Origin of the sequence: Paraburkholderia sp. RL17-381-BIF-C (assembly GCF_046026435.1) — a bacterium.
Taxonomy (GTDB): Bacteria; Pseudomonadota; Gammaproteobacteria; order Burkholderiales; family Burkholderiaceae; genus Paraburkholderia.
Genome location: NZ_JARESX010000123.1, coordinates 1 through 13,369, shown reverse-complemented (window position 1 = coordinate 13,369; position 13,369 = coordinate 1). Strand labels below are relative to the sequence as shown.

Annotated in this window: 6 protein-coding genes and 2 pseudogenes; 3 read left to right on the top strand and 5 right to left on the bottom strand. The window is 61.8% G+C overall.

The genetic code is table 11. The annotated features are described in order from the left end of the window. Positions 1–181 (top strand): annotated as a pseudogene (locus P0D70_RS35020) (MFS transporter); the annotation flags it as partial. A gap of 928 nt (positions 182–1,109) precedes the next feature. On the opposite strand, the pseudogene P0D70_RS35015 reads toward P0D70_RS35020, so the two are convergent. Next, positions 1,110–1,371 (bottom strand): annotated as a pseudogene (locus P0D70_RS35015) (DUF2130 domain-containing protein); the annotation flags it as partial. A 2-nt stretch (positions 1,372–1,373) separates the two neighbouring features. Further along, positions 1,374–3,254 carry an ATP-dependent nuclease gene (locus tag P0D70_RS35010; protein ID WP_408187873.1) on the bottom strand — a complete coding sequence of 627 codons (1,881 nt, stop codon included), beginning with the start codon at positions 3,252–3,254 and terminating at the stop codon, positions 1,374–1,376. Between the two features lie 1,450 nt (positions 3,255–4,704). On the opposite strand from P0D70_RS35010, the gene P0D70_RS35005 reads away from it, so the two are divergent. Further along, complete coding sequence (locus tag P0D70_RS35005; protein WP_408187872.1) at positions 4,705–5,169, top strand: hypothetical protein; 465 nt, start codon at positions 4,705–4,707, stop codon at positions 5,167–5,169. Positions 5,170–5,340: 171 nt separating this feature from the next. Here the strand turns inward: P0D70_RS35005 and P0D70_RS35000 are convergent, their stop codons facing one another. From P0D70_RS35000 to hemC, 3 genes are read right to left on the bottom strand one after another with little or no spacing between them, the layout of a single operon-like run. After that, positions 5,341–6,531 (bottom strand): heme biosynthesis protein HemY, encoded by a 1,191-nt coding sequence (locus tag P0D70_RS35000; RefSeq protein ID WP_408187871.1) that lies wholly within the window; start codon positions 6,529–6,531, stop codon positions 5,341–5,343. 2 nt (positions 6,532–6,533) lie between these two features. Then, positions 6,534–8,552, bottom strand: a complete 2,019-nt coding sequence (gene hemDX / locus P0D70_RS34995) for a fused uroporphyrinogen-III synthase HemD/membrane protein HemX (RefSeq protein ID WP_408187870.1) — start codon at positions 8,550–8,552, stop codon at positions 6,534–6,536. Next, the gene (gene hemC / locus P0D70_RS34990; protein WP_091796279.1) at positions 8,552–9,550 is read right to left on the bottom strand and encodes a hydroxymethylbilane synthase; all 999 of its coding nucleotides are present in this window, start codon (positions 9,548–9,550) and stop codon (positions 8,552–8,554) included. Before hemC ends, hemDX begins: the two co-directional genes overlap by 1 nt. Positions 9,551–9,952: 402 nt before the next feature. On the opposite strand from hemC, the gene ppc reads away from it, so the two are divergent. After that, positions 9,953–13,204 carry a phosphoenolpyruvate carboxylase gene (gene ppc, locus P0D70_RS34985; protein WP_408187869.1) on the top strand — a complete coding sequence of 1,084 codons (3,252 nt, stop codon included), beginning with the start codon at positions 9,953–9,955 and terminating at the stop codon, positions 13,202–13,204. Positions 13,205–13,369: the final 165 nt, after the last annotated feature.

Sequence of the window (13,369 nt, the reverse complement as noted above, 5' to 3'; positions counted from 1 at the left end):
GGCCGGCATTGCCATGATCAACTCGATTGGAAATCTGGCGGGTTTTTTGAGTCCCTATGCGGTGGGCTGGCTCAAACAGGCTACGGCTGCGAATGATTCAGGGATGTATATGCTGGCGGCGTTTATGGTGCTGGGTGGGTTGCTGGCGGTTAGTGTGCCGGCGAGGATGGTAAACAAGTGAAACGTTGAGGCGCGGGCCTTGGTAGTAATCCACTGCCAAGGCCTTGCCTTATTGCGCAAAGGAGTGACCAACTCACCGCCGGACAAGTTCGGCTTCGATGGAGCTTGGCCAAACACTGCCAAGGGCGTGAGGCGGTGGTCGGCCACCAGCGGTCAGTCACCCGTCCATTCAAGCTAACGCTCGAACGTCAGGTTCGCATCATCGCCACGGAACATCGGAGCGCCGGGCACCACCGCCGAAATCGCCTCGATACATTTCAATGATCCCATGGACCGCCTGTGGGTCGCGGATTGCTCGCTGGGGCTTTGAAGTCGTCAAAACAACTAGCACACCAGTTGCCCGAATGACGAGCTAAAGGGCATTAAGAACGTGTTTTGTTCTACGCCGGACATTGACCGCCGACCGTTTAACTTGCCGGATCTAATGTTTTCGCGGACGTGGGCCCGTTAGTGTTCGCGCCAGTCTTAAGCGTGACAGAGATGTCAATTTTCTTACCTGCAACAATTGCCGCCTTCCACTCCTTGAGCAACTCGAGGTCCTGTTCGCTTTCACCAACTGCGAATCTTATTTCTTGGAAAGCATGGGCTTTGATAGGCGTCCACGTGTCGTCGGGTTTCGGATGAAGCCACAGTTCTTTTCCTTCGAAAGTAAGCGTCGCTCGGTTCGCAATGACACCATCTGAGTCACCTGAATTCAGGACGCCCACAACGAGTTCTAGGTCTCCGGTTCTCGGAGTCTCACTCTGCCGCATAGAAGGGAAAATCCCAGCGAGATCTTTAAGCGCCGACACCTCCCGTGACAAGACCTCAGATGGCCGTTGAAGCATGTTAATAGCGCCTTGCTTATCTTTTTGTGCCTGTATCGTAAGCAGTTCGTACTGGACTGTGCCATTCGGAATTAAATTTAGGGGAGCAGGAGGGGTCCAATCTTTTAGGGCAGCCTCACAGGCATCGAGTTTGGACTTCAGCTCCTGGATCTCGGCGTCAGTAGCTGCCACGGTCTTCTGCAATCCGCTGGCAACCTTAATTTGGGCGAGTTTTACGGCGTTCCGCTTGTCTTACTCGGCCAGTTCAAGCCGCTCATGCAACTGCTTCTCGAGCTCGCTGTCGCGAACCTGCTTCAGGATGTCCGCGTAACCGGCTTCGTCAAGCTTGGATTTATTTCCGCAGTGCGGAGATGATTTCATGCATGTCTATGCCCCTCCCGCCTTCGAGAGAATCCGCTTGAGCATCTCTGGGACTTTTCCTTTCGCTTCAAGCGTCGCAGTCCGGTAGGCATACTGATTCTTTGCAAGCAGAATTCCGGCAGCCGCCTCAATCGCCGCACACGACGTGGCCCACTCCGCCCAGTTGGACTCTAGGTAGGTCTCAAGGTGGTCGCTCAGGGTCGCGACACTATCACCGACCTGTTCTGATGGGAAATCAGCCTCGGTCTCACCGAGGTACTTCAACAGCCGACGGTTCTCTGTCGAAAACTTCGTGCGCTCGCCATCTATGGCGGTCTGATTCTTGCCCGCCGCGTTAGCCCGCGCCTCAAAGGCACTGTCTCCGTCGAAGAGTACGTAGGTCGGAATCCCGAGGCAGGTAAGGATGGCATGAGCTAGCGGGATTCCGCCCTTGCCTCCGGCCGGAACAATCGACAGTCCTTGGGATTCGAGACGCCCCACCGCATCCCGATCGCCGATGCCGTAGAACACCGCCGCCTCTGTATCGCCCTCGACGAGCAGCACATGCGCTGCGAACAAAGCGACCGAGAGGCGATTCGTGACAATGCCATCGAGTTGACGGCCAACCTGGTCAGCATCTACTGTTCCATTGAGCCTCGTCTTCACGTCGTCGATCGTGGCGAAATGAACAGTGACGACCGGGGTCTCGTCAGACGACCTCGTCAACCGCCTGATCTGGTCGAAATGTCTAGCTTCAAGGAAGTAGGGGCTATGAGTCGCATAGGTCACTTGGATACGCACGCTTGCGTTCTCGGCAAGCGATCTTAGTACCTTTGCGAAGGTCTGGGCCTGAATCGGGTGTTGAAACAGCTCCGGCTCCTCAATCGCCAGGCAAATAACACCCTCTGCCGATGCCGCACCTGACTGCGCCAGAAGTTGGAGCGCCGATACCAGGAGCGTGCGCTGAAAGCCATGTCCCTGTCGTTCCACAGCGGTCTCGGTTGCGCCATCGAGCACCGCGACTTCGAACATGGTCCGAGGGGGCTTGAGCTCCACTTCGGCAGGAGAAACCGTGACAGCCCGACCAGGCGAGTAAGATCTGACGACCTCATTGAGCTGCGTTGTCATAGCGTCCAACTGCCGCTTGAACTTTTCCTCGTAGACTTTCCGCTGCTTCGAGCGCGACTCTTCGACGATAGTCGCGATCTCCTCATCAGCAGCAGCACGATCAACTGAACGTTCAAGGATTCGACCGATGATGCTCGCCTTGCCGTCGGTCGATTCCTCACTTGCCCGAAGGTCGGCGGTGACCAGAACGAAGTCGAAAAGGCCACTCATCTTGCCGCCGCTGTTGAAGCCGAAGAAGTTGGTCTGCAGCGCTTCGGGGGAGTCGACAAGTTGGTCAGTGTGGGAGGACTCCCAGGCCGTCATCGCCTGATCGACTGCTGCACCTGTAGTGGCCGCGGCGAGGTTTAGATCCGAACGGCTACTGCGAAGATTGGCATATAGTTCCCTCTTTGCTGTCGCGCCGCCTGCTGCTTTGATCGCGTTGAATTCTGGAAAGCCCTTCGCATTCGCCGAGAGCACCTCAGAGCCGTCAGGCGACCGGAGCTTCCATGCTGTAAATGTGGCAACGCCGTCCGGTACGTACTTGCCAAGTGCTGCGCGATCCTTGTCGGTGAGATCAGTGAAGGTGACTTGAACCTCGATGTTCTTGGTGGTAATTCCGAAGGAACAGTCCTTCTCCGTCAGCGAGCCCGGCTTGCCGTTGAAGTACCAGTCGAGCGCACGAAGCACAGTTGACTTCCCGGCACCATTCGGCCCGATGAATGTCGTGACGGAATCGAAGGGGATCGCCACGTCTTTCAACGTGCGGAAGTTTTTTATGTGAACAGATTGAATCTTCATTGCGGATTCCAGCCTCTCGTACTTTTGGCCGAAGACAAAAGTTACGGGCGCCGACTCGCTACCCGTAAAAGCAGTCTATCGCCAGCTTATTTTGGAACGCGTCCCCACGCAGCAACCTGTGACAGTCCGGTTTGGCGGCGCAGCGGATACAGTTGACGCGTGTGCGCTGACGTCTAGCTAACGATGGCTATCCGCGAATCCCAAGAGCTATGCTTTCCGGACGGGATGGAACGACGGCCGGGAAATGTTTGAGCGAGGATAGTAAGCCGTGACATCTGGTTGAGGTCGAAACGTCGCCAGTCAGGGAGTCCACCGTTACTACTTCGCCCCCCTGTCTGATAACCGAGAACTTGCTGGGCTCCATTTGTAACGCCATATACATGGGGTTCGACAATGCGCAGGAGATTTTGGTAATAAAACTCTATCAACCGCTTATCCGCGATAGCTTCTAATATTAGCTTTTCCACTTGGCCCCCGTTCTTGTTATTCGGCAAGTCCACGTGACGTCAAAAAAACAGCCCGCGCAGACGCATTACTTGCCAGATGATCAGTCGCATGCTCAATGTAGACGGTAAACGTTGCTGAATCCAGAGCAAATTGCGCCGACCGAGAGGGAACGACGGTGAATTCAGTTATCTGTTTGCATCGCGGCAAAAAATGAGATTGAGCCGATGGACGTGCTCTCCCGATCGGCGGCATGTATTGAAGATTGTTGGACGCCTGCCAAGCAGCGTCACGGCCAGTTGCACGCCGTGCTTTGATGCAGGCTTCCAACAGTACTTAACACAAGGACGCATTCGCTAGCGGTGCGACCAGTCATTCGCGACTGCCGACTTTGAATGCCAGTAAAGAGACCCGTAGGCGCCGACCAATGCCAATAATCGAATGGCCGCGAGAGAACTCCGGCCCTCCAGTGAGCCGAAACGAATGCCCGACGCACCTTGGACGCCGCCCTCTATGTCGCGCTTGATCGACCGTCCGCAGTGCGTACACCTCGGTACTCCACGTTCCCCAATGCGGGATGCTCAGTTGGCAGAAATCGGATTAGGCGCGACAAGTCACAAAGACCGCTCAGCCGTGGACGAAATTGAAGTAGGCGAGAGACATCGAGCGACCGCTCGCCCTACTCCCCCTTATCCCTTCAGCCCCCCCCAACATTACCCCCAAGACTAAATCCGAGACAGCCCCACTCCCTTATAATCACCAAGTCGTCGGGAAACACCCAGCGACCAGGTTTGACAGCCTGTGGCATAAACCGCACACCCGCCGAGGCGGGTCGTGCGACTACCTCTGCACGTCTATATTTCAATGGGCGGGCCTTGGTAGGGGAGCCGCAAGGCTCGCCGGTTTGTTTATGCCCCGGTCTGTCAACCCTACTTCGTGCCCGCTCACCCCTCCCCTCAAAGAAGCGTGTCCGGGCGATCCACCCCACCAACAAGGAGATCGCACCATGACCAGGCCCGTCAAAACTCAACCGGCGTCACGTCCACCAGTCGACGCACTCCAGTACGAAAAGCTTGCCCTTTCCGCGTTCGATTTATGCGACCGGCAGCTGGGTCAACTGGACACGTTGATTACCCTTGCGTCATCGATAGTTAGAAATCCTGCGATTACCCACGACGAAAGAAAGCGTCGTCAGACGCTGCTCGAATTGCTGGTGGACACGGCCGAGCAGTATCAGCAGGATCTCGAATACGACCGCGAGTTGTTCCAGGTGATCGCACTCGACGCGAAGGGCGTCGCGCGCAGCCGCCTCACGGCGCAGCATGCGACGAACTTGCTGACTAAAGCGTCGCAGCGAGCAGGGGCGTCGATCGAAGCAACGAAAGCGTCGTCCCGCAAAAAGCCCTCCACGCAAAGCACGATCGAGTCGCCGTCCGCGACCGTGCAACAGCCGTCCACCGCGCCGCACTAAGACCGCCCCAAGCGATCAAATCGAGCCCCGCATAACAGGCAACCGCCGGCACAAAAACAAATGGCCGCAGCATCCGCTGCGGCCATCAACACATCAACTCATGAACTAAAACCAGCCGTCTCAAGCTCTCAAAGCAGCGCACCGAAAACAAACACGCCGCCCCAAAAACCCTCAAACAATATTCATCGCCAACGCACTCTCGCGATAATGCTGGCTCGCCTTCTCCGTATCGCCGAGCTGTTCATGCAAACGCGCCAACGCGCGATGCGAGCGAATCTTCAGCGTCTCGTTGTCCGCGAGTTTCAGCGCGCGTTCGAGGAACGATTGCGCCTTGCCCCACAGTTGCTGATGCAGGCACAAGCGGCCCAGCGCGAACATCAGGTCCGCATCTTCCGGACGATCCTTCTGCCACGCTTCGGCCTTCTGAATCAGCGGCAACGCGTCGCCGCCCGCCGTATCCGGATAGCGGCGCAGCAAACGCGCGTCCCAGTTTTGCGCCAGCGCTTCCTCGACGATCTTGCGCGCTTCCTGCGGACGGTTCAGCGCCACCAGCAACTCGGCGGAGAGATCCGCGAGACGCGGCGAATGGCGTTCGGTGGCCGACAGCGAATTCCACAACTCGAGCAGCGCGTCGGCATTGTGGCGCCGGTCACGCAACAGGTTTTCCGCCGCGATCTGACGCAAGCGCACTGCCACGGCCGGATGAATCGCTTCGCGTTTTTCCAGCGTCTTGACGAGCTTGAGCACCTCGCCCCAGTTCTTCAACTGCTGTTGCGCGCGCAACGTGATCTGCTGCGCGTGAATCCGCCGCGCGCCCTGCGACTGCATTTCGGTCAGCGCGGTCAGCGCGCCGTCCGCGTCGCGGCCATCCGCGCGCATGTCGGCGGTGGCCATCAGGCGAGCGTCCTGCCAGTCGGATTCGTTGATCTGCGCGAGCCATTCGTCGCGCCGCGCATATTCATGCATGCGATGCGCGGCGGTGGCCGCGATCAAACCGGCCGCGCCCTTGTTGTCGCCATTCGCGAGTGCGTCTTTGGCAGCCTTTTCCGCGCGCGAAAAACGCCCCGCATACAGGTTGCCGATCGCATCACGCAGCGCGGCATGCGCTTTCGCGACCCGCGAACGCGCGCGATACGCGGCCACGCGTTGCGGCATGCGCCAGATATTGCGGAAGATGCGCAGCAGCGCATACAGCAGGATGAACAGCACGACCAGTCCGACCACGAACAGATTCAACGACATGTCCACGCGGTACGGCGGATAGATCAGCAGCACCTGCCCCATATCGAAGCGTCCCACCACCGCCAGCACCACGGCAATGGCGAAAAGCAATGCAAGCCATAGAAGTCCCCGGATCGCCATGATTAACCTCGGCTCCGGTATTGATTGACGGCCTGCAAACTCGTGCTCAGATTCGGCAGTTCAACCGCGGCCGAGGCCGCCTGCACCTGCTTGACGAGATCGCTCACGGTCTGGGTTTTCTTCGACGAATTGTCGAAGTAGCGCGTCAGCGCATTCTGCGCCGCCGCCAGGTCGGACTTCAGCGTGGTCTCGTTGCGCGAGAGCAAGGCAAGACGCGCGGACAGCAAGCGCAGCTTGAGATTCTCGCGCACGAAGTAGCCCTGATCGGGCGTGACCAGCATCGCGTCGGCATTGTCGATACGGCGCACCTGCACGAGGCTCGTCAACTGCTGGCCGATGCCGGTGCTCACCTCGCGCCACCACACCTTCCAGCGCGGCTCGCCGGTGGCCGCCGCCACCTTGGCGGTATCGGCCCACGTTGCAGCTTGCGGCGTGGCATGGGGGATCGGAGCTTCGCCGGAGAGCGGCAGGTCGTCCACGTGGTCGATCGCGTTGTCGAGCTTGATGGCCAGACCCGTGAGGTCGGTGGACGGCGCGGCCTTCAGCTTGTCGATGTCCTGCGCGATGGCCTTGCGCACGGCGACCGCTTGCGGGCTGTCCGACGCGGCGAGGCGCGTGTCGGCGCTTTGCAGCGCGAACAGCGCGAGCTGCGTGTTGCCGGTGAGCTGCAACTGCTGGCTCGCGGCGGAGAGCATCTGACCGACTTCGGCGAGCGTCCAGTCGTCGCGATTGCGCGCGAGATCGGCGTACTGCTGTTGCAGCGCCTGCTGCGCGCTTTGCGCATCGGCGAGCTTGCCTTCCAGTTGCGCAACCTGCGAGTCCGATTGATGCACGGTGGCGAGCGCCTGGTCCGTCTTGATGCGCAGTTCGTTGGTCTGCGTGTCGTTGGCCTGCTGGCGCTGCACGAGCTGCTGCTCGGTGCGCTCCACCTTGCGATTGAGCGCATAGCCGCCCACGCCCGCGGCACAAGCAATGATCACGACGACAAACCACAGCAGCGGTCCGCTCGCGCTAGAACGCTTTTGCGCTTCGTATGGCGTGAAGGGTGGATTCGGCGGCAACGCAGTGGTCGCGGCAGGCTGGGGTGAAGCGTTCGTGGATGCGTTCGTTTCAGTCATGCGTGATTTAGCCGGTGAATGAGCCGGGTTGGACGGTACCGGTTGAACTACGGTCGGGACGGCGGCAAGCAGGGTGCGGACAATGCGCTCATCGCCCGCGCCGGACACCGTAATGCTATCAAAACCCAATGCCCGCGCGGTCTGCGCGATTCGCGGATGCGGCGTGACGAGCGTGGCGCGTTTGAGCTGCACGATTTCGTCGACGGTGAGGTGGTCTTGCGCCAGTTCGTGCAGATTGCGCACGCCTTCGGAACTGGTGAGCAGCCACGCATGCGGCTCGCCCGCGAGCAGTTCGTGCACGCGCGCCCAGCCGCCTATCGACGGTTCCGGCACGAGGCGCCGGTAGGCCGCGACGGTCTCGACTTCGGCGCCGGCTTCACGCAGACGCTCGGCCAGCCACTCGCGGCCGCCGTCGCCGCGCACGATCAGCACGCGCTTGCCTTCCAGGTTCGTCGCGCCGAGCGCCATGTCGATCGCCGCGAAGAGGCCTTCGGAGTCGAAGCGCGCGGCTTCTTCATCCGCGCCGGAGGGCGGGCTGATCATGTTGTACGCCGGCGCGCTCACGCCGTGGCGCGCCAGCGCCTGCACGCTGCCGGGACCGACCACGCCGATCGGCAGCGCATGCGGCCAGATCGTATCGCTGTGGGCGAAGGCGTGATCGACGGCATTCGGCGATACGAACACCACGAGCGCATAGCGTTCGAGCGAACTCAGCGCCGCGCGCAAGGGAGCGTCGTCGGTAACGGGTGCGACGTCGATCAGCGGAAAGTCGAGCGTGGCGAGGCCCACTTCGGCGAGCCGTGCGATCAGTTCGTTCGACTGACCGGCCGGTCGTGTAATCACGACCGTGAACGCCGCCTTGTCGACGGCTGGGGATGCGTTGCCGGGAGTATCGGCCGCCATCACTCGCCGGTCACCGCGCTGTCCGCCGCAGCGGCGCCGCCGGCGGTGCCGAGTGCGCGCACGATGTCCATCGCGCCTTGCTGCGCGAGCGCGTCCGCGACTTCCTGGCCGAGCGCGAGCGCATGCTCGACGGTGGGCGCGGGCGCCGACGCGTGCGCGCTCAACACGCGCTGGCCGTCCGGCGTCGCGACGATGCCGCGCAGATGCAGCGCGCCGTCGTGCCAGGTGGCATACGCGGCGAGCGGCACTTCGCAACTGCCGCCGAGCGCGCGCGAAACCATGCGCTCTGCTTCGACGGCGGCCGCCGTGTGTTCGTGATGCAGCGGCGCGAGCCACGCCGCGAGGTCCGCACGATCAGCGCGAATCTCGATGCCGAGCGCGCCCTGCCCCGCTGCGGGCAAGCTGTCTTCAGGATCGAGCAACGCGCGGATGCGCTCGCCGAGACCCAGACGCTTCAAACCAGCCGCCGCCAGAATGATCGCCGCGTAATCGCCGCGATCGAGTTTGGCGAGGCGCGTGTCCAGATTGCCGCGCAAAGGCCGCACTTCGAGATGCGGATAGCGCATGCGCAGCATGGCTTCGCGGCGCAGGCTGGAAGTGCCGACCACGGCGCCTTCGGGCAACGCGGCAAGCGAGTCGTATGTGTTGGAGACCAGCGCGTCGCGCGGATCTTCGCGCTCCATGATGGTGGACAACGCGAAGCCCTCGGGCAATGCCATCGGCACGTCCTTGAGCGAATGCACGGCGAGGTCGGCGCGGCCGTCGGCCAACGCGGCTTCCAGTTCCTTGACGAAGAGGCCCTTACCACCAACCTTCGACAAAGTGCGATCGAGAATTTGATCGCCACGTGTCGTCATTCCGAGGATTTTTACGTCACAAGATGGATATAATTTGTGCAGCGCACATCGCACATGCTCCGCTTGCCACATGGCCAGGCGGCTCTCTCGCGACGCAATCACAAGCGTGTGGGGTGGCGTGGAAAACGTCTCGGTGTTCATTAGCTTGCTGATCGAATGACGGGATGTAATAACAATCAATGTTAGCACGCGCTCTCGCGTCTCAAGACGCGGCGGGGCGCCGTGCTGAAGCGGTATCGATGGAGGAGACGGGCTTCGCGCGGCGCGCGCCGGCCCAGACCCCGCCTGTTCAAGCACGGTCGTTCGCGCACCGTGCTCCGGCATGCGGGATGATGCAATGCGGCGCAATGTGCCGCAAGCGCTTCACATGGGCGTCGTGCAAACGCTCGGCAGCATGAAGGCGCGCAGTTCCTCTCAGGCGTATCGCCATCGGCGCAGACCGCTTCTTGCAGTTCACTTGCTGTTCACGTTGCAGTTCATAGTGCAGTTCCGCAGTAGCAGTTCATCACTCAACAGACCCTGGCTTCCCTGAGGAAACCCATCGTGACGTCTTCCGGACCGGCGCGCCCTGCCCGCCGCAACACTGCATCGCCCAACGCTCGAGCGGCCGACGCCGCCGCGGCGCCCACCGCTTCTGCTGCCGCTTCTGCCGCCGCTTCTGCTACCGCCAGTCAGCCCGCACCGGCCAAACGCGCCGGCAAACCCGCGCAGGCTGCCAACGCCGCCAAAGCCGGCAAGCCCGCCAAAACGTCCACGCCCGTCAAGTCGGACAAGGCTGTGAAGGCAGTCAAAACGGATAAGACGGCGAACAAGACAGCGCAGGCCGCATCCAAGGCCCCGGCGCAGAAATCGGCCAAGGCCGGCTCCACGAAGGTCAAGATCGTCGCCGCAACGAAGGCCGATAAGGCTGAGAAAGCCGCGCAAGCGCCCACACTGCAAGCCGTGACGGAGCAGACCGCCGCGCCCGCGTCGAAAGGCAACGGCCGCACGCGCGAGGACAAGGACCATCCGCTGTTCCAGGACATCCGTTATCTGGGACGCCTGCTCGGCGACGTGCTGCGCGAGCAGGAAGGCGACGCGGTGTTCGACGTCGTCGAAACGATCCGTCAGACGGCCGTGCGCTTTCGCCGCGAAGACGACAGCGCCGCCGCGCAGACGCTCGACAAGAAGCTGCGCTCGCTGAGCCCGGAACAGACGGTCAGCGTGGTGCGCGCCTTCAGCTATTTCTCGCATCTCGCGAACATTGCCGAAGACCGCCACCGCAATCGCCGTCACCGGATTCACGAGCTGGCCGGCTCGACCTCGCAGCCGGGCACGATCGCCCATTCGCTCGAGCGCCTCGTCGAAGCGGGCGCGGCCGCCACGCCGGTCCTGCAAGAGTTCTTCAACAACGCGCTGATCGTGCCGGTGCTCACCGCGCACCCGACCGAAGTGCAGCGCAAGAGCATTCTCGACGCGCAGCACGACGTTGCGCGCCTGCTCGCCGAACGCGACCAGCAACTGACCGACCGCGAACGTGCGCACAACGAAGCGATGCTGCGCGCCCGCGTCACGTCGCTGTGGCAAACGCGCATGCTGCGCGATTCGCGTCTCTCCGTGGCCGACGAAATCGAAAACGCGCTGTCGTACTACCGCGCCACCTTCCTCGAAGAAATCCCGGCGCTCTACGCCGATATCGAAGAAGCGCTCGCCGAGCACGGCCTCGAAGCGCGCCTGCCGCCCTTCTTCCAGATGGGCAGCTGGATCGGCGGCGACCGCGACGGCAATCCGAACGTCACGGCAGAAACGCTCGAAAACGCGATCACCCGCCAGGCCGCGGTGATCTTCGAGCACTACATGGAACAGGTGCACAAGCTGGGCGCCGAGTTGTCGGTGTCGAACCTGCTGGCCGGCGCCAGCGACGCCCTGAAAGAACTCGCGGAGATCTCGCCCGACCAGTCGCCGCATCGCACGGACGAGCCGTATCGCCGTGCGTTGATCGGCATGTACACGCGCCTCGCGGCAAGCGCGCGCGTGCGTCTCGGCGAAGGCAGCGTGCCGGTGCGCAGCGCGGGCCGCGGCGCGGCGCCGATTCGCGCCAAGCCTTACGCTGACTCCTCCGAATTCGTGCGCGACCTGCACGTGCTGATCGATTCGCTCGCCGAGCATCACGGCGCGCCGCTCGCCGCCCCGCGTCTGTCGCCGCTCGCGCGCGCCGCCGAAGTGTTCGGCTTCCATCTGGCGAGCATCGACTTGCGTCAGAGCTCCGACGTTCACGAAGCGGTGATTACCGAGCTGCTGCGTCGCGCGGGCGTCGAAGAAAACTACGCGGGGCTCTCCGAAGCGGACAAGCTCACCGTGCTGCTGTCGGAGCTGGCGCAGCCGCGTCCGTTGCGTCTGCCGTTCGCGGAGTACTCGGACCTCGTGAAAAGCGAGCTCGGCGTGCTCGAAGAAGCCCGCCGCACGCGCGAGAAATTCGGCGCGCGCGCGGTGCGCAACTACATCATTTCGCACACGGAGACGGTGAGCGATCTGGTGGAAGTGATGCTGCTGCAAAAGGAAACCGGCCTGCTGCGCGGTTGCCTCGGCAATGCGAACGATCCGGCTCAGGCGGCCCTGATGGTGATCCCGCTGTTCGAGACGATCCCCGACTTGCGTAACGCGCCGCACATCATGCGCGATCTGATCGCGCTGCCGGGCGTGGACGCGCTGATCGAACATCAGGGTAACGAGCAGGAAGTGATGCTCGGCTATTCGGACAGCAACAAGGACGGCGGCTTCCTCACGTCGAACTGGGAGTTGTACCGCGCCGAACTCGCGCTGGTGTCGCTCTTTAACGAACGCGGCGTGACACTGCGTCTGTTCCATGGACGCGGAGGCACCGTCGGCCGTGGCGGCGGCCCGACCTATCAGGCGATTCTGTCGCAGCCGCCGGGCACTGTTGACGGTCAGATCCGTTTGACCGAGCAAGGCGAAGTGATTGCCAGCAAGTTCGGCAACCCGGAGATCGGCCGCCGCAATCTGGAGACAGTGGTCGCCGCGACGCTCGAAGCGTCGTTGCTGCCGCACGGCATCGCGCCGGCGCAACTGCCTGCATTCGAAGAAACGATGCAGCAGTTGTCCGATACGGCGATGGCCTCGTATCGCGCGCTGGTCTATGAAACGCCCGGCTTCAAGGAGTATTTCTTCGAGTCGACGCCGATCGCGGAGATTGCCGAATTGAATATCGGCAGCCGTCCCGCTTCGCGCAAACTGCAGGATCCGAAGCAACGCAAGATCGAAGATCTGCGCGCGATTCCGTGGGGTTTCTCGTGGGGTCAATGCCGTTTGCTGCTGACCGGCTGGTACGGATTCGGCAGCGCGGTGGCCGCGTATCTGGACGGCGCGCCGAGCGACGCCGAACGCACGCGCCGTCTCTCGCTGCTGCGGAAAATGCACAAGACGTGGCCGTTCTTCTCGACCCTGCTGTCGAACATGGACATGGTGCTGGCGAAGACCGACCTCGCGGTCGCCTCGCGCTACGCCGCGCTCGTGTCCGACAAGAAGCTGCGCAAGCACGTGTTCGAGCGGATCGTCGCGGAATGGGAGCGCACGTCGAAGGTGTTGTCGGAGATCACGGGCAAGAGCGAACGGCTCGCGGAGAACCCGCTGCTCGCGCGTTCGATCAAGAACCGCTTCCCGTATCTCGATCCGCTGAATCACTTGCAGGTTGAGTTGCTCAAGCGTCACCGCGGCGGCGACACCAACGCCCGCGTGCGGCGCGGGATTCATTTGAGCATCAACGGGATTGCGGCGGGCTTGCGCAATACGGGTTAAGCGCGCAGGCCGCTAAGGGCAGGCAACTGAGTGCACACATTGGGGCGTGCCTGGTTGACTGCTGCATTTGGCTAACTGCAGAAGCGCGCGCGGGCGCGCCGCAAACAGCCGACCGCCAGGAAATTTATCAGAGACAAAACACACAGCCCCCCAGACAGAAACCCA

Bases quoted from the DNA above. Each gene is read 5' to 3' on its own strand.
- P0D70_RS35010 (WP_408187873.1), bottom strand. From the start codon at position 3,254: ATGAAGATTCAATCTGTTCACATAAAAAACTTCCGCACGTTGAAAGAC.
- P0D70_RS35005 (WP_408187872.1), top strand. From the start codon at position 4,705: ATGACCAGGCCCGTCAAAACTCAACCGGCGTCACGTCCACCAGTCGAC.
- P0D70_RS35000 (WP_408187871.1), bottom strand. From the start codon at position 6,531: ATGGCGATCCGGGGACTTCTATGGCTTGCATTGCTTTTCGCCATTGCC.
- hemDX (WP_408187870.1), bottom strand. From the start codon at position 8,552: ATGGCGGCCGATACTCCCGGCAACGCATCCCCAGCCGTCGACAAGGCG.
- hemC (WP_091796279.1), bottom strand. From the start codon at position 9,550: ATGAACACCGAGACGTTTTCCACGCCACCCCACACGCTTGTGATTGCG.